This window comes from Nocardioides sp. CER19 (assembly GCF_029846275.1).
GTDB lineage: Bacteria > Actinomycetota > Actinomycetes > Propionibacteriales > Nocardioidaceae > Nocardioides.
The window spans coordinates 663,802-688,835 of the sequence record NZ_JARVWS010000003.1; the positions used below are offsets into that span (position 1 = coordinate 663,802).

Below are 25,034 nucleotides of genomic sequence, written 5' to 3' on the forward strand. Positions count from 1 at the left end.
ATTTCCGACGAGGTCGCATGCCCCGGGCGGGACACCGCGCCCCGCCTGCCGGACGCGGCAGACTGCTGGCATGGAGATCTCCGAAGCCCTCGCCGCGGTCGCGCGAACCCACGAGGGCGTGCTCGTCACGCTGAAGAAGGACGGCCTGCCGCAGCTGTCCAACGTCTCCCATGCCGTCGACGCCGAGGGAGTCATCCGGGTGTCGACGACCGCGACGCGGGCGAAGACCCACAACTTGCGGCGTACGCCGTGGGCGGCGCTGCACGTCAACGGCAGCAGCTTCTGGGAGTACGCCGTCCTCGAGTGCGCCGTCGAGCTCTCCGCCGTCGCCGCCGACCCGGCCGATGCGGCCGTCGAGGAGCTGATCGCGGTGTTCCGCAGCATCAAGGGCGAGCACGACGACTGGGACGACTACCGCAGGGCGATGGTCGCCGACCAGCGGCTGGTGGTGCGGCTGCGGCCCACCCGCGCGTACGGTGCCCTGCGCTGATTCCGGGCACCGACCGCCTCACTCCGCCAGAGAGCGGATCAGGCTGTGCGCGGCGCGCGCCCCGCTGACGAGCGCGCCCTGCGCCGAGGCCGTGTCGCGGTGGTCGCCGCACACCCAGGTCGTCTCGTCCAACCGCTGATCGCGTCGCGCCTGCAGCGGCGCCGGCTGCGGCGGAAGAGCACGGGGTATCTCGTGGCGGCGGATCAGCTCCCAGTCCTGGCCGGAGCAGCCGAGGATGGCGGCGGCGTGCCGACGGGTGTCGGGCTCGGGGGCGGGGCGGCCGCCCGCCGGCAGTAGGCTGGTGACCTGGACGAGGTGCCGGCCCGGCGGCGCGTAGGACGGCGCAGTCGCGGACACGACACACGTGTTGACCACCGGTCCTGCGTCGTCGCGCACGTCGATGTGGAGCATGCCGCTGGAGGTGGGCGGCTCGGTGACGGCGTACCAGTCCGTGACCACACCCTTCGGGGAAGGCGCCACGACCCGCGGGCCGAGCAGCGCCTCCGCCGACCACGGATCGGTCGCTTCCACGACCCGGCGGGCGGCGTACGTCGGCCCGGTGGTCGTGACGCGCACGCCGTCGTCGGTTCGCTCCAGCCGTGTCACTCCCTCCCCGAGCCGGATGACCCCGCTCAACGGAGCAGCGATCGCGCGCGGGAGCGCTTCGGCACCGTCTCGCGGCAGGCCGGGCGTCCCGCGGACGAAGCTGCGGACGAGCAGGAGCGAGAACGCCGCTGACGTCTCGCCGGCGTCCTCGAGCACGACGCCTGCCAGGTAGCGCTGGAGCACGGCTCGCAGCAGCCCGTGGGCACCCGCACGGTCGAGCGACTCCCCCAACGAGGTGTCGGCCCGCGCCGCGAGGAGGTGCGGCACCAAGCCGTGCTCGCGGCGCATCCCGGTCAGGAGAGGAGCCGCCCATCGCGAGAGCGCCCACAGCTCCGCCGGCCGCGTCACCGTGCTGCGCACCGTCTGCGCGATGTCTGCGGGCACCCGCACCGGGTCGGCCACCGTGCGGAGGCCGTCGTCGGTCAGAACTCGCACTCCTGCGGGGAAGCGCGCGAGGGCAAGGGCGTCGACGTCGACGGCTGCCCGCAGGGCGGGGTACCAGGGGTTCACCACCTGGAACCCGCGGTCGAGCAGGAAACCGTCGACGCGGTCGGTGCGCACCCGGCCGCCCGGCGCGTCGGTGGACTCCAGCACGGCGACGTCGAGGCCGGCGGCCTCGAGGATCGAGGCGCACCGGAGGCCGGCGAGGCCGGCACCCGCCACCACGACGTCGACACTCTCCATGGTGTCGGGTGCCCGCCGCTGCGATCGCCCACACCCGGGGCGACAGCGCGGCGGACGTGGGCGTGCCAGCGCCCGTGGGGACGTCGACCCCGATAGCGTCCGGGGATGCCCGGTCGCCGCTCATCCAGTGCTCGTCGACGCAGCACGTCACCGCGCCGGAGCGGGAAGCGACAGCCACCGCGGCCGTTGCCGGCCGCCGGACCGGGCGAGCGACTGTGGGTGCTCGACGTCCCCTACGGGACCCAGGTCGACGGCGCCAGCTGGCACCCGGCCGTCAAGACCCACCTCTTCGTCGGGCGCGCTCTGCCCGCGCACCTCGCGCCGTACGCGCCGGGGCCGTACACCCTCGGTCGGTTCATCGAGAACGCCCTCAACCCCGATGATCCGACCCCCAGCCCGGAACCGACCGACGCGCTCGAGCCCCGGAGGCTCCAGTTCGAAGCGGCCGATGCGATCGCGGCGCGCGCCGCGGCGGGCGGACGACAGTTCCTGCTGGCCGACGAGCCCGGCGTGGGCAAGACGATCTCCGCGGTCCTCGGGGCGACGGCGGTGGGCGACCTCCGCGGCGCGCGCCGGGTGCTCGTCGTGGCCGACCGGCCCGCCGCGATCACCATCGGCCACTGGTGCCGCACGATCACCGCGCTGGGCGACGGCGGTCTGGAATGGGTCGTGATCACGTGGGACCGGCTGGAGAAGGTCAAGGACCACACGTGGGACGTGATCATCGCGGACGAGGCCCACGCGCTGCGACGTACGACGACGAAGCGGTGGAAGCTCTGGGCGCGGATCTCCGGGCACGGACGGCCGCACGACAAGGCGCCGTTCGTCATCGCGACGACCGCGACGCCCGGACACATGCCGCTGGAGCTGCCCTACCTCGCTCCGGCCTATGCGCAGGTGCTCGGCGAGCCGATGCAGGAGTGGACCTCGACGGCGCAACCCGGGGCCGCGTTCGCGGCCGCGCTCGAACGCCACGGCGTCGGGGTGGAGCAGGGCCGCTACGGCGCGACCTGGACCACGGACCCGGCGCGGCGCGCCGCTGACCTCAAGCTCGTGCGCGGCTGGCTCGCCGACGTGCGGCCGCCGGCGATGCTGCACCGCGCTGCGCCGTGGGGGCCGGTGCCGATCTCCGGCATGCCGGTGGCTCTCACCCCGGCGGAGCGGACGGCGTACGAGGCCGAGTGGGGTGAGTTCTGTCGTGAGATGGAGCTCGCGCGCCGCGGCCGCAACGTGGCGAAGGGTCGGGCCGCGCTGCTGCGCTTCCGGCAGAAGGCCGGGCTGATCCGCGTCGACTCCACGGTCGCCTGGATCGCCCAGCAGGTCGAGGCCGAGCGGCAGGTGGCATGCTCGGTCGAGTTCGTCGCGACCGCCGCGGACCCGATCGCCGACCGACTGCGTCACTCCGGCATCGAGGTGGCCACGATCTACGGCCGCGACCGGTTCGACGCCGAGGCCGAGCGGCTCCGGTTCCAGACCGGGCAGGCGAAGGTCTGCGTCTTCACCTCGGTCGCCTCGATCAGCCTGCACGCCGGCGAGACGCTCGCCGACGGCCGACGCGCGAGCACCGAACCGCGCGTCGGCGTCTTCCACCAGGCCCGCTTCTCGGGCATCGCCGCACGTCAGGTGACCGGCCGCACCCACCGCGACCACCAGGTCTCGCCGTGGCACATCGCCTACGCCGAGGGCACGGTCGAGGAGCAGGTCGGCAAGGTGATGGTGGAGAGGATCGCGGCCGCCTCCGACATGGTGGGCAGCGACACCACCGGTCTCGCCGACCTCGCCCAGCTCCTTGGAGCGGACTGGCTGCCGTCCACGGCCCTGACCGAGGACGGGACCTGACCGGGTCCGGCTCGGGGACGGACGACGGCGGCGTCGAGCCACCAGGCCGCGGCCTCGGCTAGCCTGTGCGGCGATGAACAAGTCGGATCTCGGCAACCGCTACGGCAGCTCGAGTGTCGCGATCAAGATCCTGGGGTCGCTGGTCGCGCTCGCGCTGATCGTCCTCGGGGCGATCTGGACCTTCACAGCGTCCGGCGCCGCTCACTCGCTCGGTCCGATCGTGGCAGGTCTGGGCGTCGCACTCGGCTACGTCGTGCTCATCCAGAAGCGGCACTGACCGATCTGTCGCCGCCCTCCCCCGCAGGCGAAGGCATTGACCCGCCGCCCGACGGCGTAGGAAACTCACCGCTCATAAGGCGCCAGCGGTAATTCACCTACACCCATCGCTTTTCCAGACCTGCTCGGAGGTACTGGCATGGCCCGTCCGATCCAGCGCCGCAGCCTGCTGCGCACTGCTCTCACCACCGCCGGGGCGGGTGCCGTCGTCTCGACCGCCCCACCCGTCCTCGCGTCCGCCCCGAGCCCTCAGGCCGGCGGTGGCGTGCTCACCGGTTTCGACAACCTCGCCCTCGACGGCTATCGACTGGTGGCCGGCCAGCGCGTGGGGTTGGTCTCCAACCCCACCGGCATCGTCGAGGACCTGCGGCACGAGGTCGATGTCATGGCCGGCGACAGCCGGGTCGACCTCGTGGCCGCCTTCGGGCCCGAGCACGGGTTCAGGGGCAGCGCCCAGGCCGGCGGTTCCGAGGGGAGCTACGTCGACCCCCGGGCGGGCGTGCCGGTCTACGACACCTACGGCAAGACGCCGGCACAGATCGCCGGCTTCTTCCGCGCGGCCGACGTCGAGACGGTGATGTTCGACATCCAGGACGTCGGCGCCCGGTTCTACACCTACATCTGGACGATGTACGACTGCATGGTCGCCGCCGCGCTCGCCGGCGTGCGGTTCGTGGTGCCCGACCGCCCGAACCCCATCAGTGCCACGGCGGCGTACGGGCCCGTCATGCACCCGCAGTACGCCAGCTTCGTCGGCCGCAAGGCGATCTCCCAGCAGCACGGGATGACCGTGGGCGAGCTGGCCGGTCTGTTCAACGGCGAGTTCCTGCCGGACGACCCGGACGCGAGGGGCCAGGTCGACCTGGCCGTGTCGCCGGTGAGGCGCTGGCGGCGCTCGATGTACGGCGAGGAGACCGGGCAGCCGTGGGTGATGCCCTCCCCCAACATGCCGCGGATCGAGACGGCGGTCGTCTATCCGGGAACCTGCCTGTTCGAGGCGACGAACCTCTCCGAGGGCCGGGGCACGACGCGGCCGTTCGAGCTCATCGGGGCGCCGTACGTCGACCACCGCTGGGCCGAGGCGCTCAACGAGCGCGGGCTGTCCGGCGTCGCGTTCCGCGAGGCCTACTTCGCGCCGACGTCGTCCAAGCACGCCGGCGTGACCTGCGGCGGCGTGCAGCTGCACGTCGGAGACCGGGCGGAGCTCGACGTGATCCGGACGGCGATCACGATGATCGTCGCCGCCCGCGACCTCTACCCGGAGGACTTCGCCTGGCGCGAGACCACGGCACCGTTCTGGATCGACCGGCTCACCGGCTCCGACCAGGTGCGCCGGGCGATCGACGGGGGCGCCGACGCCGACGAGGTCGTCGCCGGTTGGCAGGGCGAGCTGGCCGAGTTCCGCGCCGTGCGGGAGCGGTACCTGCTCTATCCCGGGCGCCGGCCGTGAGGCGGGCGCTGGTCGCGGCACAGGCGCTGATGCTCGGTCTGCTCGCCGTGACCGCCGGCCCTGCGCACCCGATGCCCGGCTCCACGCCGGACAAGCCCATCAGGAAGGTCCCGAAGCCGTTCGACGTGACGGCGGAGGACCTCCGCTTCCAGCACCACCAGCTCCGAGCGGGCACGCCCGAGCAGGCACAGCTGCTGCCGGGACCGCTGCAGCAGATGTCGACCGACCTGCGCTCCTTCCTGGGGCCTTCGCCGACCCACCCGCAGTACGCCGGCGGCGTGGTGCTCGCCTCCCGCCACGGCGTCGTTCCCGTGGAGGACGCAGCCGGCAAGGCCGTGCGCTACGCCGACGCCGGCACCGAGCTCCCCGCCGACCAGCAGGTGACGGTGCGCCCGGACACCATCTTCGACCTGGCGTCGGTCACCAAGACGTTCACGACGATCGCGGTGCTGCAGCAGGTCGAGGCCGGCCGGATCGACCTCGACGCGCCCGTCGCGACGTACCTGCCCGCGTTCGCCCAGAACGGCAAGGGCGACGTGACGATCAGGAACCTCCTCACCCACACCGCCGGCCTGCCGGCCTGGCTCCCGCTCTACAGCGCCTATCCGACGCCCGCGGAACGGCTGGCCGCGGTGCTGGCCGTCAGGCCGATCGCCAAGCCCGGCGAGACCTACCTCTACTCCGACCTCAGCCTGATCACGCTGGGCATGGTGGTGGAGACGGTCACCGGGCAGAAGCTGGACACGGTGATCAGCGACGGCATCACCGGCCCTCTCGGGATGACCGACACGATGTTCAACCCGCCGGCGAGCCTGCAGGACCGGATCGCGGCCACCGAGGCGGAGCCGTGGGCCGGGCGGCCGATGATCCGCGGCGCGGTGCACGACGAGAACGCCTGGTCGCTCGGCGGCGTCGCCGGCCACGCCGGGCTCTTCTCGACCGCCCACGACCTGGCCGTCCTCGCCCGCACGCTGCTCAACGGCGGCCGCTACGGCAACACCCGGATCCTCCAGGAGGACACGGTCCGGGCGATGCTGGTCAACCAGAACGCCCGGTTCCCCGGCGACTCCCACGGGCTCGGGTTCGAGCTGGACCAGCGCTGGTACATGGACGGTCTGTCCACCCCGGTCACCTTCGGGCACACCGGCTTCACCGGCACCTCGCTGGTCATCGACCCGATGTCGGACTCGTTCGTCATCCTCCTCACCAACCGGGTGCACCCGAGCCGTGACTGGGGCAGCAACAACCCGGCGCGCCGCGCGGTCGCGCGGGACCTGGCCCGGGCGCTCGCGGTGCACCCGCTCGTGGGGGACGACGCCTGGTTCTCCGGTGTCGGTGACGCGCGGACCGTCACGCTGTCCGCGCCCGCCACCTCGGGCGGTGCGCTGTCCTTCGGGCTCTGGTACGACACCGAGGCGGGCTACGACATCGTCAGTCTGGAGGCCTCCACCGACGATGGCTCGACCTGGTCCCCGGTGCCGTTCTCGATGCGAGACGGGCCGGTCGAGACCGACACGGACGGCACGGTCTCCGGGTTCGGCGGCCGGCGCTGGCACCACGCCGGTGCGACACTGCCCACCGCCGGCTCCGCGGGTGACGGCGTACTGGTTCGCTGGCGCTACGCCTCCGACTCGCTCTACCAGGGTCGTGGCGTCTACGTCGACGACGTCCGCGTCGACGGTGAGCCGGTCGCGGACAGCGCCTTCACGACCACCGGCTGGCAGTCGTCCCCGAACTGAGGTCCCGCATGCCCGAAGCCGCGCCGGCCACGACGGTCCGGATCCGCGCCCTGCTGCCCTCGCTCGCCCCGGCCGAACGCCGCGTCGCCGAGTGCGTGCTCACCGACCCGGCCGCGGTCGCGGCCTCGACGATCGGCCTGCTCGCGCGGCAGTGCGCAACGTCGGAGACGACCGTGATCAGGTTCTGCCGCGCGGTCGGGTTCACCGGCTATCCCGCGCTCCGACTCTCCCTGGCGGCTGAGGCAGGCCGCCACCAGGCCGGCAACGGCCATGACGCCACCGGCGACATCGCGGCCGACGACGACCTCGACAAGGTCGTCGCCACGATCGCCTTCGCCGACGCCCGCGCCGTCGAGGACACGGCCGATCAGCTCGACCTCGGCACCCTGCACGCGGTCGTCGACGCCATCGTCGAGGCCCGTCGCGTCGACGTGTACGGCGTCGGCGCCAGTGGCTTCGTCGCCCTGGACTTCCAGCAGAAGCTGCACCGTATCGGCCGGGTCGCGTTCGCCTGGAACGACACCCATGTCGCGCTGACGAGTGCGGCCCTGCTCACCGGGTCCGACGTGGCCGTCGCGATCTCCCACTCCGGCGCCACCGCGGACACGCTGGACGCACTCGCCCTGGCCCGACGACGGGGAGCCGTGACGGTCGCGGTCACCAACTTCCCGCGCTCGCCTCTCGCCCGCCTCGCCGACCACCTCCTCACGACCGCGGCCCGCGAGACGACGTTCCGCTCCGGCGCCACCGCCAGTCGCCTCGCCCAGCTCACGGTCGTCGACTGCGTGTTCGTGGGCGTCGCCCAGCGCACCTACGAGACCTCCCAGCGGGCGCTGGACCTCACCCACGAGGCGGTACGCGACCGGCGCGTGGGTCACAAGACCGCTCGCTGAGGGAGGGGCGGACCCAGGTTCGTCGCCCCGTCGCGTCAGAACCGGAGGGTCCGCCGGCGAAGGTCGGCGACGACGTCTGCCATGGCGCCACCGGCGGCCAGTGCGTCGCGTTGTCGGGTCGCGCCGGTGCCGCGGGTCATGAACGTGTGCAGGCCGGCCCTCACGAGCTCGGTGTCACCGGCGGTCTCGAGGGGCTCGGCGACCAGGTCCGCCAGCTGCTGCCCGACGTCAGCGGCCGGCGCGAGCTCGCGCGACGCCGGTGACACCAGCCGGTCCGCCAGCCCGAACCGGGCAGCTCTCCAGGCTGCAGCGCGCAGCTCGTCCACGCGCCACGCGTCCGGCGGGTCACCCGCGCGCTCCGCGAAGTGCACGACGAGGGCGCGGGCCAGAGCCGCAATCACCATCGCGTCATCGAGGTCGGTGCACACGTCAGCGACGCGGAACTCCACCGTCGGGTAGCGGTGGGAGAGTCGCACGTCGAGGTTGATCAGGCCCTCGTCGAGCGCCGCGCCGCGAGCGACCATGTCCTTCGCTCGAGCGCGGTATGCGTCGGCGTTCCCGAAGAGCTCCGCCGGCCCGCTCGTCGGCCACATGTTCCACACCCGCGACCGCCAGCTGGCGTGCCCGGTGTCGACCCCGTGCCAGAAGGGCGAGTTCGTGCTCAACGCGAGCAGGACAGGGATCCAGGGACGTACGCGGTCGATGACCGCGACTCCCTCCTCCGGATCGGCCACCTCGACGTGGACGTGCATGGCGCACATCAAGGACTGACGCGCCGTCTCCCCGTAGTGCAGGTCGACGGCCGAGTACCGATCTCCGGGCGAGATCTTGCGGCCGGTCGACGTCATGGCGAGGACGGGACCCGGGACCGCCAGGGGCGCGACCCCCATCGCCGCCCCGACGTCCGCGATCCGTGCGCGGCCACCGGCCAGCTCGTTGCGGACCGAACCGATGTCGGTGTGCGGTCCGGTCGCCACCTCCACCTGGGCGAGGAAGAACTCGTGCTTGAGCGAAGCGCCGTTGTCGTCGTCGCCGACCCCCTCACATCCTGCCAACACCTCACGCGCCAGCGGTCGCACCTCACCGGTCACCACGTCGCTGAGGAGGAGCTCCTCCTCGACGCCCAGACGGCGGCCGTTCACCAGTACGCCCCGCGCGAGGTCAGCGTGACCGTGCAGGGCAGAGCGCGTATGCCGAGGTACCGGCTCAGGCCGGGCGGAGCGGACATCTGTCGGATGCTATCCGTCTGACGGCAGCGGCGCCGCAGGCGTTCGGGCCACGACGGCGGTCGCCTCTGCACGGGCGATGTCGTCCTCGCTCCGGCTGGGTGGTCGTCGTCGTGGCAGCCGCACTCCCGACCCCTGACGACGGTGCTGGCTCTCCGGTCGGTGTGGGTATCCACCGAGGCACCACGCCACCCGAGGTGGTCGTGCCAGCCGACTCTGACGAAGATGGGCCCGTGTTCGGACTCGAGATGGTCGTCCTGCTCGGAGTCGCCCTCGTGGCGTGCGGCGCGCTGGCGCGTCGCTATCCGATCGCTCCCGCCATCCTGCTGGTCCTCGTCGGCGTGCTGACCGGGTTCGCGCCGCACTTGCGAGAGGCCCAGCTGCCGCCGGAGGTCGTCCTTCTCCTGTTCCTTCCCGCGTTGCTCTACTGGGAGAGCCTGACCACCTCGCTGCGAGAGATCCGCAACAACCTGCGGGTCGTCGTGCTGACCAGCACGGTGCTGGTGGTGGCCACGGCAGCCGCCGTCGCGTGGGCCGCACACGCGCTCGGCATGCAGTGGGGTCCGGCGTGGGTGCTCGGTGCGGCGCTCGCGCCGACCGACGCGACTGCAGTCGGTGTCCTGGCCCGCGACCTGCCCCGCCGTACGGTCACGGTGCTGCGCGCCGAGAGCCTCATCAACGACGGCACCGCGCTGGTCATCTACGGACTGGCGGTCGGGGTCACCGTCGGCGAGGAGCAGCTGACCGGTTGGCACGTCACCTGGCTCCTGGTGCTCGCCTACGGTGGCGGCGTCCTGGCCGGAGGCCTGGTCGGGCTCGTCAGCTGGCAGGTACGCCGCCGGATGGACGACCCGATGCTCGAGGCCATCGCGATGCTGGTGACTCCGTTCGCGGCGTTCCTGCTGGCCGACGTCATCCATGCGTCAGGCGTTCTGGCTGTCGTCTGCTGCGGGCTGTTCATGAGCCAGGTGACGCCCCGGATCACGGGTGCGGCCACGCGGCAGCTCGCCCTCCCCTTCTGGGCGGTCTCCACGACGGTGCTGAGCAGCGCCCTCTTCGTCCTCATCGGGATCTCGGCGCAGTCGGCGTTCCGCAGCCTCGCCAGCACGTCCGTTCGGCACGCGCTGGTGGCCACCCTCGTGGTGACCGCGGTCGTGATCGGGGTGCGGTGGGTGTGGACCTACACCACGCCGTACCTGATCCGGATCCTCGACCGCCGCCCCGCGCAACGCTTGCGCCGGGTGGGCGCACGTCAGCGCACGGTGAGTGCGATGGCCGGCTTCCGTGGGGCGGTGTCGCTCGCCGCGGTCCTCGCCGTGCCGCACACGCTGGACTCCGGCGCCCCCTTCCCCGACCGGGACCTGATCGTGCTCGTCACGTCAGGAGTGATCGTGCTGACCCTCCTCCAAGCCCTGCTCCTCCCGTCGGTGGTGCGCTTCGCCCGACTGCCTGCCGACAACTCGGTCGCCGAGGAGCTCCAGCTCGCCGAGATCTTCACCCTCGATGCGGCGATCGAGACCATCGACGCCACCGCCACCGAGCTCGGCATCGGCGAGCGGGTGGTCAGCCGGGTCCGCCACGATCTCGACAAGCAGCGCAGGCTCGTGGCTGCGGCCGGGAGCGACGGGGACCCGGTCGTCCAGCACGACGACCAATACACGAGCCTGTCGCTGGCACTCATCGCGCGCCGCCGGGAGGCGCTCCTCGAGCTACGCGACGAGCAGCGGATCGACGACATCGTGCTGCGCCAGGTGCAGACCCGGCTGGACCTGGAGGAGGTGCGGTTCTCGCGGGCGGGTCTCGTCGAGTGAGCGCGACTCAGTCGCCGGTCGCGTCGGGCGCCACGAGTCGTACGTCGGGCTGCTGGAGCAGGCGCTTGGCCTCCCGGAGGCCGCTCGTCATCGCACCGTCCGCGTACCCGGCACGCTCACTCGTCGTGTGCTCACCCGCGAAGCAGATCCGGCCGACCGGCTCGCCGAGCACGTCGAGGTCCGAGGCCTGCTCGCCGGGGCGGACGTGGGCATAGGCGCCGAGGGCGAACTCGTCGTGGAGCCAGTCGGTGCTCACCGATCCGGTCGGCGCGGCCGGTAGCGGGTCGCCGTACACGGCCTCGAGCTGCTCCAGCGCCCACCCCTCGGGGTCGCGCCACATCGACGGGGCCGCGCTGTGCGCGACCAGGAACATCAGCGTCGGCGCGAGCCCGAAGTCCCACGTCCACGTCGCCGCCTCCCTGCGGTCGGCGGGATAGATGATCGAGTGCTGCAGCCCGGGATCCCGGTCGCGCCAGAACGGCTGGGCGAACGCGAGGACGACCTTCTCCATGTTCCCGAAGCCGGTGCGGTCGATGACGTCCTGCCGTTGCGCTGGGAGGGGCGGCTCGAAGTCGATCGCGCCCGCCTTGAGTACGCCGAGCGGCACGGTGACGACCACGTGGCTGCCGGCCTCGGACCAGCCGTCGCCGGTGACGACGACCCCGTCCTCGTTCTGCTCGATGCGCCGGACGGGAACACCGAGTCGGAGGGCACTGCCGGCCGCGAGCGGCCCCAGGACCGATCGGTAGCCGTCCACCGGGACGTTGTCCACGACGTCGCCGACGAACATGTCCTCGGTCAGCGCCCACCGCGCGGAGATGCCCTCCAACGGCCCGGCGCCGTCCTGCTCGACCATGGCGGCCATCAGCTGCCAGAGCCGCTCGTTCTCGGCGCCGCCCGGCCCGGCCGCTGCGAGGTACTCCTCGACCGCCTCGGCCGCCGACCGGTCCGTCCCGCCCGCCGCGAGCTCGGCGCGGACGCGCTCGGCGACGGGCTCGAAGACGGCGTACCCGACGCCTTCGAGCTCCTCGGCCGTCAGCCGGCGGCCCTCGGCGAGGTCGGCCCCGGTGAACCGGGTGCCGGTCGGATCGACGATCCACGGCACCGCCGCCTGCTCGATCCAGTGACTCAGGACGTTGTCGTCGGGATGGTGGATCCAGGCACCGCCGAGATCCGCCACGTGCCCGTCGACCTCGACGGTGTGGAGCCGCCCCCCGATCCGGTCTCGCGCCTCGACGACGACGCAGTCGACGCCGGCCGCGGTGAGCGCGTTGGCCACGGTGAGCCCGGCGATACCGGCACCGACGACGATCACCCGCCTCGGCGCGCCGGGCACAGGGCTCGGGATCTCGGCAGAACCGTCGTCGAAGACACGCGTGGGCACACCGGAGGCTCCCACAACCCGGCACCGGGCGGTACGGCGCCTCGTGTCCTGCGCCCCAGAACGCACACGCGTGTCGCCCAGCGGCCCGACCGTTTCGCTGCGGGTGACGCTCCGAGGTCGTGCTGACGGCATACTGAGCGCGACGTCCGGGTCGGACGTCCCGGACGAGGCACGCCGTACCCGGACAGCGACAAGACGGCGTCGTTGGAGGTCTCGTCATGTACGACGTCGTTCAGATCGCTGGGTCTCTCCTGATCCTCGTCGCGTTCATCGCCGCCCTGAGCGGGCGTCTGACGCAGTCGTCCTATCGCTATCTCGCGGCGAACGCGCTCGGCTCGAGTGCCCTGGCCGCGACCGCCGTTGCCGGCCACGAGTGGGGCTTCATCCTGCTCGAGAGCGTGTGGGCACTGGTGTCGTCCTACTCGATCTACCGGAAGGCAGTCGGCGCGACCGTCGCCGCGTCGCACTAGCTGACCCGTTGTCAGCCGGCGAGCGTCGTCGAGATGAGGAACCGGTCGATCTCGATCCGGACGGCGACGCGCTGGGGATTCGGCCGGGGCACGCGGTAGCGCCCGGCATAGCACTCCTCCGCTCGGCGTACGGCCGCTGGCTCTGTCAGGACCTGCGCGCGGCCCTCGAGGGTGGACCACCGTGCGCCGGCGACCTGGCAGGCGGCCACGGCGCTCCCCTCGGCTCCGGCGGCCGCCACGTGGCGAGCCTTCTGCGAGGCGCCGTGGGTGATGACCCAGGCGCACCGCTCCTCATGGTCGATCGCCACGCCGACCGGCACCGCGTGGGGCCGGCCGTCGGTGCGCACGGTTGTGAAGGTGCAGAGGTGGCGCTCGGTCCAGAACTCACGCAGGGCGGGCGGAAACGCGCCCCAGCCAGGCGTCCAGGAAGTCATGTGGCCCAGTCTCTCGAACGCCCGGTGGCGACCTGCGTACGCGGCCCTGCGTCGAGGTGGCTCCGACGTCAGCGCCCGGCCAGCAGGATGGCCGCCCCCGCCGCGGTGGCGAACGTCGCGCCGTCGACACCTCCGCCTGCTTCGGCGACCGACCGGCGTCGTCGGCGACCGCCGACGGCGTGCCGGAGCCCGCCGAAGCGGGACTCGACCTCGGGCTTCGCGACGTCCTGGTGATGCGAGGTTCCGTACATGGGTTGCTCCTCACCGCTCCGACTCTTCCTTCACCACGATGCTCGTCGTCTGAGGTGGAGGGGCACATCGGGCAGTCGCCTGATCTCCGACAGATCAGCGAAGCGACGGCCGCCCTCAGCGCCTTACGGGCGTGCCCCTGCCCCGACCAGGGTCTAGTCCCATCGTCTGATTGCGACTAAGACCCGCGCCTCACGACGCTGGTGGCATCGATCCACTGACCAGGAGGCAACCATGCTGCATCAACTTCGTAGGCGGGCTCTCGTCGGGACCGGGGCGATCGCACTCGGTCTCACCACGTGCTTCACGGCCGCGGCCGGTCCGGCATCGGCCACGGGCGACGACGGCGTCCGGACCAGCGGCGCCTGCATCCACGGCGGCCATCTGAAGCTGAAGGCCAAGCACGACGACGGCAGGATCGAGGTCGAGTTCGAGGTCGACTCGAACCGTGCCGGCCAGAATTGGACCGTACGGATCAGGGACGACGGTGCTCTTGTCGTGGCACGGCATGCCAGGACTGCCGGGCGAAGTGGCTCGTTCTCGGTCGAGAAGAAGATCGCGAACAGGCCGGGCCCCGACAAGATCCGCGCCCGTGCGACCTTCAAGAATCGCACCTGCACCGGCACCGTGGTGGTGTGACCGACCATGAGGCGACGGAACGGGCCGCTGAGCCGTGCCGACGCCCTCGTGCCTCCTGACCCGATGGCCGGCACCCTGAGGAGAGGCGGAAGATGTCGACATGAACACGCCGATTCCCATGGTCATGTTCTCGGCGCGGCGGTACGACCGCGACTCGTTCGACGCCGCGCTCGGCGAGGTGGCCGACCAGGTCGCCATCCGCTACGTCGACACCCGACTGACGACCGACACCGCGGCCCTCGCCGCCGGATCGCCGGTGGTCTGCGCGTTCGTCAACGACGACCTCGGCGAGCCGGTCCTCGATCGCCTCGCTGCTGGTGGGACGACGTGCGTCGCCTTGCGAAGTGCGGGCTACAACCACATCGACCTGGCCGCCGCGTCCCGGCTCGGGATCACCGTCGTCCGGGTCCCCGCGTACTCGCCGAACGCGGTGGCCGAACACACCCTTGCCCTGATCCTTGCGCTCAACCGGCACATCCCGCGGGCTCACGCGCGCGTCCGCGACGGCAACTTCTCGCTCGACGGACTGGTCGGTTTCGACCTGGCCGGCAAGACCGCCACCGTCGTCGGCACGGGACAGATCGGTGCCATCGTCGCCCGCCTGCTGTGGCACCTGCGGTGCCGCGTACTTGCCGTCGACCCCTCTCACGACGCCCACCTTCTCGACCTCGGCATCGAGTACGTCGACCTGGCCCCCGGACTGGCCGAGGCGCACATCGTCTCCCTCAACTGTCCACTCACGCCCCACACCCGGCACCTGATCAACGCCGACGCGGTCGCGACGTTGCGGCCCGGAATGATGCTCGTCAACACGGGCCGCGGGGCGCTGATCGACACGGCCGCCGTGGTCGAAGGGCTCAAGTCACGTCGCATCGGGTCGCTCGCACTCGACGTCTACGAGGAGGAGGACGAGCTGTTCTTCGAGGATCGCAGCACCGAGGTGCTGGGCGACGACACGTTCGCCCGCCTGCTGACCTTCCCGAACGTCCTGATCACCGCTCACCAGGCGTTCTTGACACACGAGGCGCTGTCGGCGATCGCGACGACCACCTTGTCCAACGTCGTCGACGTCATCTCGGGCCGCCCGTGCCCGAACCTGGTGAGCCAGAGCTGACGCGCCATCGGCGCCGCACGGGTCGCGACCCACTGCTACACCGGCTACCCACGAGTGTCGATGAGCGGGTGTCGATGAGCGGGCGGGCATGGCGGGGGTCGCGAACAACGGCGAGGCGTCGACGTGGCGATCGTGCGACGCTGCGGGCATGTCTGGTCGTGCCTTGAGTTTCGGAGGTGTGGCCGAAGCCTACGAGCAGTTCCGGCCCGGGTATCCAGGCGAGATCGTCGAGCAGGTGAGGGCCTACGCCGGCCAGCCGATTCGGTCAGCGCTCGAGGTCGGGGCCGGTACGGGCAAGGCGACCCGTCTGTTCGCGCAGGCGGGGGTCATGGTCACCGCGAGCGAGCCTGACGCGGCCATGCTCGACGAGCTGCGCAAGCGGGTGCCGCACGTGACGACGCTGCAAGCTCGGTTCGAGGACCTTCCTCTGGCGAAGCGTTTCGGGCTGGTGTACTCCGCGGCGGCATTGCACTGGACGCGTCCTGAGGGCCGGTGGTCACGCGTGGCCGCCCTCCTGCGTCCGGGTGGGGTGTTCGCGAACTTCGGCGGTCCGGTGCGGTTGGCGGACCCGTCGGTGGAGCGGGTGGTGCAGGAGGCACGGGCACCGTTTCTCGCGAGCGATGAGGTTCCTTCGCCGGACGGGACGGCTCCGGAGGCGCGCCTGCAATGGCCGGGTACGGAGCTGGAGCGATCCGAGTGGTTCGTCGATGTTCAGCAGTCGGTGATCGAGCGGCGTTTCACCATGTCCGCAGCCGACTACGTCGGCTATCTGTCGACCGTATCGGCCTATCTGGAGCTTCCGGCCGCCGTGCAGCAGCAGGTCTACCGGCACATCTCGACCGTCCTGCCGGCGACGGTGGAGATCTCCGCGGACCTCATGGTCCATCTCGCGCGTCGACGCGAGCCGTCCTCACGCCACGAACCCTCGGTGCCACCCACCTCCGGACATCAGGATCTGCCGCCACGACACGTCTGATCCGCCCGAGATGCGAGCGCGTGCATGCAAGGGGGCTCACTATCCTCCCGCCATGACTGAATCGACTCGCGACTCCCTCGGGCCCGCGGTTCACGGTGAATCCGAGGAGTTGCTGTCAGTTCTCGAGCGGAACCGACGGACCTTCGCTTGGAAGACGGGCGGGCTCGACGAGACGGGGCTACGCGCTACGACGGCCGCCAGCTCGATGACGCTCGGGGGCCTGGTCAAGCACGTGGCTCTGGTCGAGGCCGACTGGCTGGCGGTCAAGCTTGCCGGCGAGGAGTACGGCTCCCCGTGGGACGGCGTCGACTTCGACGCGGACCCCGACTGGGACTGGCGCACCGGCGCCGAGGATTCTCCCGAGAAGATCTATCGACTGTGGCTGGACGCGGTCGATCGCTCGCGTCGAATCGTCGCCGATGTCATGGCGGAGCGTGGACTCGACGGGCCGGCCTCCTTCACCTGGCCCGGCGGCAAGACACCGACCGTACGCGCGATGCTCTTGGACATGATCGAGGAGTATGCGCGCCACACGGGACACGCAGACATCCTTCGTGAAGCGGTCGATGGCAGAGTCGGTGAAGGCGCGCCAGCGGACTTCTCCTTCTGACGGGCTCCTGCCTCGCCGTACCGCGATGCCGGACCCCGGGCCGAGACGAGTGCAGTGACTTCACCGGTGCGTGGGCAGGGCGTGCTCAACTTCTTGCATGCGGATCGACCTTCGGCCTCCGACCGACGCGGCGGGCATCACCATCGGGGCATCGCGGCCCGAGGCGATCCGGAGCTGCAGAGCCCTGGGAAGCCCCTCTGACTTTCACCGCGGGAACGAGACCAGCGTCTCACTCGTCGTTGAACGACCCTCGGGTTTGGTGACGTTCGTCTACTTCGACTCGACTGGCTCTGTGGAGGCGATTGAGTTCGGTCGCCCGACAACCGATACCGACGTCGTCGAGTACGCGGGCGTCGACGTCTTCGGCACCCCAGCCGAGGAACTGGCTCGCTGGCTGAGTGAACACACTCGGGTCGAGGTCGCCGACGAGGGACGGTCGATCACCGCCCCGGACCTGCTCCTCGCGCTCTGGCGTCCCGTGATTCCTCTGGACCTCGAAGACGAGGACGGCCGGTTCTTCGAGTCCGTGCTCCTTGCCGAGTCGGGCTACAACGGCTGAAGCGCACTCATCCGCCGCAACCCACGCGCCAAGTGAGTGACCAGTCCGCCATCAGCAACTGACCCGTTCACACTCGACCCCAGAGCATCAACGCCCTCGTCGTGGGTGATCCTGGCTGGAACGTCGGCAGCGAGGGCAGGCAGGATCGATCGACTGCGGCCCCGACAGTCTCATCGGAACACCCACCACCAGATGCAGCCCCGCGTCACCCCGCCGTACCGCCGCCACGATCGCCTCGCAGAACGTCCAACGCGTCACCCAGGAACTCCTCCATCGCCAGGGTCGTCCGCGGCTCGAAGTGGCCGGCGATCTCGGCGAGCAGGTCGACGAGCTCGCCGAAGTGATGCCAGCCCAGCTCGAGCGCGGCCGGGCTGGCGACCAGCTCGACGCGGCGCCCGTCGAGCTGACTACGTCGGCGAGCCAGGAGCCCTCGACGTTCCAGACGCTTCAGGAGCGCTGCGGTGGCCGGCGTCGTCATCCCCAGTGCTTGCGCCAACCCGCCCGCCGTGAGCTGGCGCCCCTGCCTCTCCGCGTCGAGAAGCTCCACGAGCGCTCGGAGGTCCGTGGGGTGCAGGCCGATGTCCGCGGCGATCGCGGACGTCCGGTCCGCGTAGGCGAACGCGAAGGCCCGGAGGAGGTGGACCACCCGCGGCGGCTCCCGTCGTCTCGGTCCGTCAGGCTCGACCACGTCTCCCATGTCGAACAGATTACCTCACTGAGTGAGGTAATCTGTCGAGCATGACGAGCCATGTCGACTTCTTCGCCGCCCTCGATGCGCTGCTCGACTCGACCGGCCTGCCCACCGATGTCGACGACGTCCCGACCGGGGCCGGCCGCACCCGAGTCACCAGCTGGGGACCCGAGACGGCCCCGGCGACGGTCCTCCTGCACGGTCACGGCGCCACCTCCGGATCGTGGGCACCGCTGGTGCCGCACCTGGCACGCACCCAGCGGCTGCACGCGATCGATCTGATCGGCGACGCCGGCCGCTCTCAGGCCGACCGTCCTCCGCGTCGGCCCGAGGACCTCTTCGGATGGCTCGACGACGTGGTGCGGTGGACCGGCCGGTCCAGGGTCGGCCTCGTGGGTCACTCCTACGGAGCCTGGCTTGCCTGCTCCTACGCGCTCTCCAGGCCGGAGATCGTGGACCGTCTCGTGCTGGTCGATCCCACCAACTGTTTCGGCAGCCTGTCGGCGCGTTACGTGCTGCGCGCCCTTCCGTTCCTGCTGCGGCCCTCGCCCGCCCGGTGGCACTCCTTCCTCACGTGGGAGACCGCCGGCACGAGCGTCGACCGACGGTGGGCCGAGGTCGCGGGTCTGGCGACCTCGCTGCCCCGAGCCCGCGTCGTCCGACCGCGCCGGCCGACCCATGACCAGCTCGCAGGCATGTCATGCCCGACACTGGTCCTCGTGGCGGACCGCGGCCGAGCACACGACCCTGCTGCGCTGGCGCGTACCGCGGCCAGCTACCCAGCCGTCACCGTCGCCCATCTCGAGTCGGCCAGTCACCACTCGATCCCCGCAGCCCAAGCCGACCAGATCGCAGCGGCGATGCTCTCACACCAGGGCGCCACGTGATCGTCAGGCGACTGCGCTCCTCACGGGCGGACGAGCCGCTCACGTACGACGCGTGGCGAGGCGTCAGCGGTCCGCTGCGTCCCACGTCGCGCGCAGGACCTCCCGGTGTGTCGGCAGCGCCTCGTCATGGGTCCTAGCGCCCTTGCCGGTCAGGCACACCGACACACCTCGCCGGTCGTCTTCGCAGGCCCCGCGGGTGACGAGCCCGTCCTTCTCCAGCCGAGCGACCGCGCGGGAGAGCGCGCTCTGGCTGAGGTGGATGTCCTTGGCGAGGTCGTGCATGCGGTAGCTGCCGCAGTTGGCGTCGACCAGTCGGTCGAGCACCTCGAACTCGCTCAGTCCGAGGCCGTGCCGCTCGTGGAGCTCGCGCTCGAGCGCGCAGCTCACGGCCGCATGACGATCGAGGAGCGTGCGCCACTCGCCGACAAGCGCGACCTCCGACCTCGTTGTCATGCGGGCATCCTAGCGACCCACAAGAGTTCTATGCAACAACATTAATTGCGCTTGCATTGAATGCACGTGCATGGAAGCGTCATGGTCATGAATCCGCCCTCCCTCACCACGAGCACCCCGGGGACCGTGGCCACGCCCAACTGGACCGGTCGGACCTGGGCCATGCTCATCACCCTCTGCATCGTGCTCTTCCTCGATGGGCTCGACGTGTCGATGATCGGCGTCGCGCTCCCCTCGATCGGCACCGAGCTCGACCTGTCGACCTCCACCCTCCAGTGGCTCGTGAGCGGCTACGTCCTCGGGTACGGCGGACTGCTGCTGCTCGGCGGTCGCACCGCCGACCTGGTCGGCCGGCGACGGGTCTTCCTGATCGCCCTCGGCGTCTTCGCGGTCGCCTCGCTCGCCGGTGGCCTGGTCAGCTCCGGGCCGCTGCTGATCCTCACCCGTTTCGTCAAGGGCCTGGCCGCCGCCTTCACGGCGCCGACCGGGCTCTCCATCATCACGACCACGTTCGCCGAGGGGCCGGCCCGCAACCGCGCCCTCTCGATCTACACGGTCTTCGGCGCGGGCGGCTACTCCTCCGGCCTGCTCTTCGGCGGCCTGATGACCGGGATCGGCTGGCGCTGGACCTTCCTGCTCCCCGTGCCGATCGCGGTGGCCGCGCTCGGCGCCGCGTGGCGACTGCTCCCCCACGACCGTCCGGCAGAGGGAGGAGGCCACGACCTCGTCGGTGCCGCACTGGCCGCGTCGCCCATGCTGCTGCTCGTCTACACGGTCGTGAGCGCCCCGAGCGTGGGCTGGAGCTCGGCAAGGACGCTCGCCTCGTTCGTGCTCGTGGTCGCGCTCTTCATCGCCTTCGTCGCCGTGGAGCGCCGGGTGCGTCATCCCCTGGTCCGGCTCGGCATCCTGCGGAAGTCGACCTTGCTGCGTGCCAGCCTCGCCATTGTCGCGATAGCCGGCTCCTACTTCAGCTGGCAGTTCATCGTCACGCTGTTCCTCCAGGACACCCTGGGGTGGAGTCCGCTCCACCTCGCGCTCGCGCTGTTGCCGGTCGGCGTCATGGTCGCGGGCTCGGCGGTCTTCTCCGACCGGCTCGTCGACAGGTTCGGTCCGGGCCGGATCATCGCAGTGACCCTCTCCGTGATGGCCGTGGGCTACCTGGCCTTCCTGCGGATCGACACCGCGCCGTCGTACCCCACGATGCTCCTGCCCGCCGTGCTCCTCATCGGCATCGGCTGGGTCGGCTTCCCGGCCGTCAACATCCTCGCCACGAGCGGGATCGACGATGAGGAGCAGGGTCTCGCCGCCGGTGTGTTGCAGACCGCGATGCAGGTGGGCGCCGCGATCGTCCTCGCCGTCACGAGCGCGCTGATCGCCTCGACTCCGGAGACGAGCGCATCACCCCAAGCGGTGCTCGACGGATTCCGGCCGGGGCTCGTCTTCGCAGCCGCAGTCTCGATCGTCGGCGCAGTGGTCGCCACGGGGGGCCTCGCGCTCAGCCGCAGCACCGCGGAGGTGGTCGAAGCGCCCACCCGGCTCGAGCCGCACGAGGACGCCGCCTGAGTTCTCCTCCGCTGAGGCGCCGGCCGGGTCGCTCGGCCGGCGCCTCACCAACGCGATCTAACGATTTCCTGGCCGTGGCTTCGGGGGTCCGGAGACACCTCGGCTACGCCCGAACGTAGGCCGCCAACCGGGCAGCGAGGTCCACGGAGGCTGCGATCTCGTCGCGTCGGATGGAGACGCTCTCCACGTTGAGCCCGAAGGGAACTCCGAGGCGGCGGCAGAACTCGATGAGCTCGACGGCCGCCGCCTGCGCCTGCTTCAGGGAAGCCGCCAACGGGTCGGTCGAGTGGCGCAGGTCGTTCTCGATCCACCGAGGGACGTCGATCCCGAGCCAGCGAAGGAACTCGAGGGTCTTCATCGAGCCGCATACGGAGAACGTGAACACGATCGGGACCGGGGCCAGTCCCCGAGTCTCGCACTCGTAGCGGTAGTCGGAGACGAGGTTCTTGGCGGCGTTGAGGTCGTAGACGACCTGGGAGACGAAGAACCGGCAGCCAGCCTCCTGCTTCGCCATCAGGCGCAGGTGCTCGTTCTCGCGGCGGCTGTGCCTCTCGGGGATCGCCACTCCTCCGAGCAGCAGCTCCGGGTTCAGCTCTCTCCGCAGCGCCTGGGCTTCGGCGAGGGACAGGGCCGGGGTGGTGCCGCTGGAGGGAGCACCGACCAGCACCGTCAATGTTCGCCGGGGGTCTTGCTCGGTGAGCCACGTTCGCAGGTCTTCCCGTTGGTACTTGCTCACCGCGCGGTAGACGATGGCCGGCGTTCGCCACACCTGGAGGTGCTCTGCCCGGTAGGCGGACGGGTCGACGGTCGGGCTGAAGGGGAACGGGCGCTCGACCGGGTTGCGGGATCTCTCGTCGTCGATGTCGTAAAGGACCAGGCCGTCGAGGTCGAGGTGGTCCAGCCGTTCGACGGTGGCGCGCGCGATCTCCGGGAGCCGCTCCGCAGGGGTGGACTGCCTCGGAGGGGTGATCGCGAAGAGCACGAAGTCACCGTGACCCGATCTGATCCGCTGGATGATCTCCACGTCGCGAAGGTAGCGGGCTTCCACGGCTCCCCTTCACAAGCCCTCGCACAGGTCCTCGACGAGACCGCTGGTCACACATGGGCCGCGAGATCCGACCTAGGGGTGAGGGCACGGAGAGCCGTGCCGAGTCGGACGAAACGGGGTCACCGTGCGAGTTGTCATCTTCGGCGCGAACGGCGCGACCGGCCGCCTGCTCACCCGGCAAGCGCTCGACGCCGGCTTCGACGTCGTCGCGGTCACCCGGCACCCGGTCACCTTCCCGATCGAGCATCCACGGCTGACCGTGGCAGAGGGCGACGTGCACGACCGCCGCGCCACCGCAGAGGTCATGGCGGAGGCCGACGTCGTCCTCTCCACGCTGGGCGTGCCGTTCACCCGCAAGCCGATCAGCCTCTACAGCGACGGCATCGCCAGCATCACCGAGGCGATGGGAAAGCACGGCTTGACCCGGGTGGTCGTGGTGAGCTCTTCGGCCACCGAGCCGATCCGGCATGCAGACGGCGGCTTCCTGCTCAACCGCGTCATGCAGCCGATGATCACCAGGACCATCGGCAAGACGACGTACGCCGACATGCGGGCCATGGAGGAACACCTCCGGTCCGGCCTCCTCGATTGGACCGTCATGAGGCCCGGAGGACTGTTCGACGCCGACCTCGTCAGCGACTACGAACTGCACGAAGACAGCTCCGAGCGTGTCTTCACCAGCCGTGTCGACCTCGCCGCGAGCGTGCTGGCGCAGGCGAGCAGTAGCACCTGGAGTCGGAAGTACGTCGCCGTCAACACCGTCACGGGCGTCCCGACGCTGCTGCAGATGATCCGCCGCGAGGCCTTCGGGGGCCACTGACCCACCAGGGCCCGCCACCGCCGAGAAACGTCAACGACAAAGTCAAAGGAGCACAAGACGATGAGCACGTATGCCGAGTCCCGGGCGGACGCCTGGACGCGCCGCGCGTCAATAGTCGGCGAGGTCGACTTCACGATGATGTACATCGCTCACGATGCGTTCAACCGCGACATGGCGCGGCTGATCGCCGCCGCCGACGCCGGCCAGGGAAGCTCACCACCGGCGCAGGCGACGTGGCGCAGCTTCGCCAAGCACCTGCAGACCCATCACCATGCGGAAGACAAGGCGCTGTGGCCTCGTCTGGCCGGTGCTGTCGCGGATCCCGCCGAGAGTCGCGTGCTCGCGCAGATGGAGACCGAGCACGCCTCCATCGACCCGCGCCTCGACCAGATCGAGGCCTCGATGAAGCGCGCGAGCGACGCTGAGCTGGCCGACGCGCTCCAGACGCTGGCCGAGGAGCTGGCAGCCCACATGGTGCACGAGGAGAGCGAGGCGCTTCCACTCCTGGAACGACGTCTGGGGCAGGCAGGCTGGACCGCGTTCACCCAGGAGATCCGCCACCAGCAGGGCGGCATCAAAGGCGCATCGGAGTATCTTCCGTGGGTGCTCGACGGGGCCACCGACCAGATCCAGCAGCAGGTGCTGAGGATGTTGCCTGCGCCCGCACGTCTCCTCTACCGGGTGCGGTGGGAGCCGACGTACCGCAACGCCACCAGGTTGAGGTGATTCGAGGTGCCCGATGAGCGCGCTCGCATCGAGACCGGTGGCATGGAGTGGTTCGCGGACAGGTTCGAGGAGCATCGGCCGCGCCTGCGCGCGGTCGCCTACCGGATGCTCGGGTCGCTGACCGACGCCGACGACGCGTTGCAGGAAGCCTGGATCCGAACCACCAGGTCAGACAGGAGCACCATCGAGAACGTCGATGGTTGGCTCATCACCCTGGTCGGGCGCGTGTGCGTGGACATGCTGCGCTCGCGTGGCGCGCGTCGCGAGGACGTCGTCGGGTGGCTGCCCGAGCCAGTCGTCAGCACCGACGACACCCTCGACCCCGAGCATGCAACCCTGCTCGCCGACTCGGTCGGCATGGCGCTGCTCGTCGTGCTGGAGACCCTTGACCCTCATGAGCGTCTCGCATTCGTGCTTCACGACATGTTCGGCGTCCCCTTCGACCAGATCGGCCCGATCGTCGGCCGCAGCCCCGTTGCGGCTCGTCAGCTCGCCAGCCGGGCGCGACGCAGGCTTCGCGGGTCATCGGCAGTCAGTGATGCCGACCTGCCGACGCAGCGTCGTGTCGTCGATGCGTTCCTGGTCGCCGCCAGGGCGGGCGACTTCGCGGCGCTCTTGGAGGTACTCGATCCCGAGGTGGTCTTCCGTGTCGATGCCGGGGCGCGCTCGGGTCTGGCGCCGGCACTGCTGCGGGGTCGGGCCGACGTCGCCCAGCATGCTGCTCTCCACGGTCCGCGTTTCGCCACCTTGTGCGGACCGGCTCTGGTCAACGGCGCAGCCGGAGTGATCGCCACGACTCCGCACGGAGTGCTGGCGGTCGTCGGCATGACCGTCATCAGCGAACGCATCATCGAGATCGACCTCGTTCTCGATCCGGTGAAGCTCGCCGGCCTCACCATCACCGAGGAACATCCCCATTCCTAGTGCTCGATGGCCCGCGGTGCTTTCGAGCCGACGAGAGCCGCGAGCGTGAGCTCCCGGGGTCCCGACCTTCGAGGGGCGCCGCCAGCTCGCGGTCGATCCAGCGGCCGATCACCTCGACCACGTAGGCCCGCTCGCCGCGGTCGAGCCGGTGCCCCTTGGCGATGCCGTGCCACGTCTCCAGGCAGCTGCGGCAGCAGGTCGCGGTGGCGTGCTGGGCCACGAAGACAGGGTGGTTGCGGTAGGGGGTCTGCCGGCCGTCGTTGCGCGGCTCGGCCGGCGCCAGCCGCTCCGCGATGATCTCCGCGGCGTGAGCCCGCATCGTCTGCGGACCGCGCAGCTCAGCCGTGGCCCGCTCGCGCCCGCGCAGGTGGAACCGCTGTCCGAACGGTCGCGCGCTCGCGCGGTCGATCCGTTCATCGATCTCGGCGGGGTCGGGCACGCCCCCAGACTAGGCACGGCACGGTGGCCGACAG

At 70.8% G+C, this 25,034-nt stretch carries 27 protein-coding genes and 1 riboswitch; of the genes, 18 read left to right on the plus strand and 9 right to left on the minus strand.

All coding sequences use genetic code 11. The annotated features are described in order from the left end of the window. Window positions 1-70: 70 nt before the first annotated feature. On the plus strand, window positions 71-490 hold the full coding sequence (locus QDS12_RS18630) for a PPOX class F420-dependent oxidoreductase (protein ID WP_279881800.1): 420 nt from the start codon (window positions 71-73) through the stop codon (window positions 488-490). Window positions 491-508: 18 nt separating this feature from the next. Here the strand turns inward: QDS12_RS18630 and QDS12_RS18635 are convergent, their stop codons facing one another. Continuing rightward, window positions 509-1,780 (minus strand): NAD(P)/FAD-dependent oxidoreductase, encoded by a 1,272-nt coding sequence (locus tag QDS12_RS18635; RefSeq protein WP_279881802.1) that lies wholly within the window; start codon window positions 1,778-1,780, stop codon window positions 509-511. Window positions 1,781-1,999: 219 nt separating this feature from the next. On the opposite strand from QDS12_RS18635, the gene QDS12_RS18640 reads away from it, so the two are divergent. The 5 genes from QDS12_RS18640 (at window position 2,000) to QDS12_RS18660 (ending at window position 7,977) form a co-directional block, all read left to right on the plus strand. Beyond that, window positions 2,000-3,619: a helicase gene (locus QDS12_RS18640; protein ID WP_279881804.1), complete on the plus strand. Its 1,620-nt coding sequence runs from the start codon at window positions 2,000-2,002 to the stop codon at window positions 3,617-3,619. 73 nt (window positions 3,620-3,692) lie between these two features. Beyond that, window positions 3,693-3,896: a hypothetical protein gene (locus QDS12_RS18645; protein WP_279881808.1), complete on the plus strand. Its 204-nt coding sequence runs from the start codon at window positions 3,693-3,695 to the stop codon at window positions 3,894-3,896. A gap of 138 nt (window positions 3,897-4,034) precedes the next feature. Next, on the plus strand, window positions 4,035-5,345 hold the full coding sequence (locus QDS12_RS18650; protein WP_279881812.1) for a DUF1343 domain-containing protein: 1,311 nt from the start codon (window positions 4,035-4,037) through the stop codon (window positions 5,343-5,345). Continuing rightward, a complete protein-coding gene (locus QDS12_RS18655) occupies window positions 5,342-7,084 on the plus strand; it encodes a serine hydrolase (protein ID WP_279881815.1) in 1,743 nt (580 codons plus the stop codon). Before QDS12_RS18650 ends, QDS12_RS18655 begins: the two co-directional genes overlap by 4 nt. An 8-nt stretch (window positions 7,085-7,092) precedes the next feature. Beyond that, entirely contained in the window at window positions 7,093-7,977 is an 885-nt protein-coding gene (locus tag QDS12_RS18660) for a MurR/RpiR family transcriptional regulator (RefSeq protein WP_279881819.1), read from the plus strand. A gap of 35 nt (window positions 7,978-8,012) precedes the next feature. Here QDS12_RS18660 and QDS12_RS18665 read toward each other — a convergent pair whose 3' ends face one another. After that, window positions 8,013-9,119 (minus strand): glutamate--cysteine ligase, encoded by a 1,107-nt coding sequence (locus QDS12_RS18665; RefSeq protein ID WP_279881833.1) that lies wholly within the window; start codon window positions 9,117-9,119, stop codon window positions 8,013-8,015. 317 nt (window positions 9,120-9,436) lie between these two features. Here QDS12_RS18665 and QDS12_RS18670 point away from each other — a divergent pair, with 317 nt between their 5' ends. Further along, on the plus strand, window positions 9,437-11,014 hold the full coding sequence (locus tag QDS12_RS18670; RefSeq protein ID WP_279881835.1) for a Na+/H+ antiporter: 1,578 nt from the start codon (window positions 9,437-9,439) through the stop codon (window positions 11,012-11,014). A 7-nt stretch (window positions 11,015-11,021) separates the two neighbouring features. Here QDS12_RS18670 and QDS12_RS18675 read toward each other — a convergent pair whose 3' ends face one another. Next, window positions 11,022-12,398, minus strand: a complete 1,377-nt coding sequence (locus QDS12_RS18675; protein ID WP_279881837.1) for an NAD(P)/FAD-dependent oxidoreductase — start codon at window positions 12,396-12,398, stop codon at window positions 11,022-11,024. Between the two features lie 138 nt (window positions 12,399-12,536). Beyond that, a riboswitch (guanidine-III (ykkC-III) riboswitch) is annotated at window positions 12,537-12,603 on the plus strand. Between the two features lie 13 nt (window positions 12,604-12,616). Between QDS12_RS18675 and QDS12_RS18680 the strand changes: the two genes are divergently transcribed. Further along, complete coding sequence (locus QDS12_RS18680) at window positions 12,617-12,868, plus strand: hypothetical protein (RefSeq protein WP_279881839.1); 252 nt, start codon at window positions 12,617-12,619, stop codon at window positions 12,866-12,868. 11 nt (window positions 12,869-12,879) lie between these two features. Here QDS12_RS18680 and QDS12_RS18685 read toward each other — a convergent pair whose 3' ends face one another. After that, window positions 12,880-13,302 (minus strand): TIGR03618 family F420-dependent PPOX class oxidoreductase, encoded by a 423-nt coding sequence (locus QDS12_RS18685; protein ID WP_279881841.1) that lies wholly within the window; start codon window positions 13,300-13,302, stop codon window positions 12,880-12,882. A gap of 68 nt (window positions 13,303-13,370) precedes the next feature. Next, window positions 13,371-13,553 carry a hypothetical protein gene (locus QDS12_RS18690; RefSeq protein WP_279881843.1) on the minus strand — a complete coding sequence of 61 codons (183 nt, stop codon included), beginning with the start codon at window positions 13,551-13,553 and terminating at the stop codon, window positions 13,371-13,373. Window positions 13,554-13,785: 232 nt separating this feature from the next. Between QDS12_RS18690 and QDS12_RS18695 the strand changes: the two genes are divergently transcribed. From QDS12_RS18695 to QDS12_RS18715, 5 genes are all read left to right on the plus strand, one after another. Then, window positions 13,786-14,190 carry a hypothetical protein gene (locus QDS12_RS18695; RefSeq protein ID WP_279881845.1) on the plus strand — a complete coding sequence of 135 codons (405 nt, stop codon included), beginning with the start codon at window positions 13,786-13,788 and terminating at the stop codon, window positions 14,188-14,190. A 100-nt stretch (window positions 14,191-14,290) separates the two neighbouring features. Further along, window positions 14,291-15,304, plus strand: coding sequence for a 2-hydroxyacid dehydrogenase (locus QDS12_RS18700; RefSeq protein ID WP_279881846.1), 1,014 nt, complete (start codon window positions 14,291-14,293; stop codon window positions 15,302-15,304). Between the two features lie 178 nt (window positions 15,305-15,482). Continuing rightward, window positions 15,483-16,280 (plus strand): class I SAM-dependent methyltransferase, encoded by a 798-nt coding sequence (locus tag QDS12_RS18705; protein ID WP_279881848.1) that lies wholly within the window; start codon window positions 15,483-15,485, stop codon window positions 16,278-16,280. Window positions 16,281-16,332: 52 nt separating this feature from the next. Next, window positions 16,333-16,890, plus strand: coding sequence for a DinB family protein (locus QDS12_RS18710; protein ID WP_279881850.1), 558 nt, complete (start codon window positions 16,333-16,335; stop codon window positions 16,888-16,890). Window positions 16,891-16,987: 97 nt separating this feature from the next. Further along, window positions 16,988-17,449, plus strand: a complete 462-nt coding sequence (locus QDS12_RS18715) for a hypothetical protein (RefSeq protein WP_279881852.1) — start codon at window positions 16,988-16,990, stop codon at window positions 17,447-17,449. Window positions 17,450-17,654: 205 nt separating this feature from the next. On the opposite strand, the gene QDS12_RS18720 is transcribed toward QDS12_RS18715, so the two are convergent. Next, window positions 17,655-18,146, minus strand: a complete 492-nt coding sequence (locus QDS12_RS18720) for a helix-turn-helix domain-containing protein (RefSeq protein WP_279881854.1) — start codon at window positions 18,144-18,146, stop codon at window positions 17,655-17,657. A gap of 41 nt (window positions 18,147-18,187) precedes the next feature. Here QDS12_RS18720 and QDS12_RS18725 point away from each other — a divergent pair, with 41 nt between their 5' ends. Next, window positions 18,188-19,027 (plus strand): alpha/beta fold hydrolase, encoded by an 840-nt coding sequence (locus QDS12_RS18725; RefSeq protein ID WP_279881856.1) that lies wholly within the window; start codon window positions 18,188-18,190, stop codon window positions 19,025-19,027. 63 nt (window positions 19,028-19,090) lie between these two features. Here the strand turns inward: QDS12_RS18725 and QDS12_RS18730 are convergent, their stop codons facing one another. Further along, complete coding sequence (locus QDS12_RS18730) at window positions 19,091-19,480, minus strand: MarR family transcriptional regulator (RefSeq protein ID WP_279881858.1); 390 nt, start codon at window positions 19,478-19,480, stop codon at window positions 19,091-19,093. Window positions 19,481-19,567: 87 nt separating this feature from the next. Between QDS12_RS18730 and QDS12_RS18735 the strand changes: the two genes are divergently transcribed. Next, window positions 19,568-21,043 carry an MFS transporter gene (locus tag QDS12_RS18735; RefSeq protein ID WP_279881860.1) on the plus strand — a complete coding sequence of 492 codons (1,476 nt, stop codon included), beginning with the start codon at window positions 19,568-19,570 and terminating at the stop codon, window positions 21,041-21,043. Window positions 21,044-21,146: 103 nt separating this feature from the next. Here QDS12_RS18735 and QDS12_RS18740 read toward each other — a convergent pair whose 3' ends face one another. After that, entirely contained in the window at window positions 21,147-22,067 is a 921-nt protein-coding gene (locus tag QDS12_RS18740; RefSeq protein ID WP_279881863.1) for a methylenetetrahydrofolate reductase, read from the minus strand. 148 nt (window positions 22,068-22,215) lie between these two features. On the opposite strand from QDS12_RS18740, the gene QDS12_RS18745 reads away from it, so the two are divergent. The 3 genes from QDS12_RS18745 to QDS12_RS18755 are packed head-to-tail and all read left to right on the plus strand — an operon-like array spanning window position 22,216 to window position 24,561. Then, window positions 22,216-22,911 carry an NAD(P)H-binding protein gene (locus tag QDS12_RS18745; protein ID WP_279881866.1) on the plus strand — a complete coding sequence of 232 codons (696 nt, stop codon included), beginning with the start codon at window positions 22,216-22,218 and terminating at the stop codon, window positions 22,909-22,911. Between the two features lie 60 nt (window positions 22,912-22,971). Beyond that, on the plus strand, window positions 22,972-23,637 hold the full coding sequence (locus QDS12_RS18750; protein ID WP_279881869.1) for a hemerythrin domain-containing protein: 666 nt from the start codon (window positions 22,972-22,974) through the stop codon (window positions 23,635-23,637). A gap of 6 nt (window positions 23,638-23,643) precedes the next feature. Beyond that, a complete protein-coding gene (locus tag QDS12_RS18755; protein WP_279881872.1) occupies window positions 23,644-24,561 on the plus strand; it encodes a sigma-70 family RNA polymerase sigma factor in 918 nt (305 codons plus the stop codon). Here QDS12_RS18755 and QDS12_RS18760 read toward each other — a convergent pair. Beyond that, window positions 24,536-25,000: a DUF4186 domain-containing protein gene (locus QDS12_RS18760; RefSeq protein ID WP_279881875.1), complete on the minus strand. Its 465-nt coding sequence runs from the start codon at window positions 24,998-25,000 to the stop codon at window positions 24,536-24,538. The genes QDS12_RS18755 and QDS12_RS18760 overlap by 26 nt on opposite strands. Window positions 25,001-25,034 lie beyond the last annotated feature (34 nt).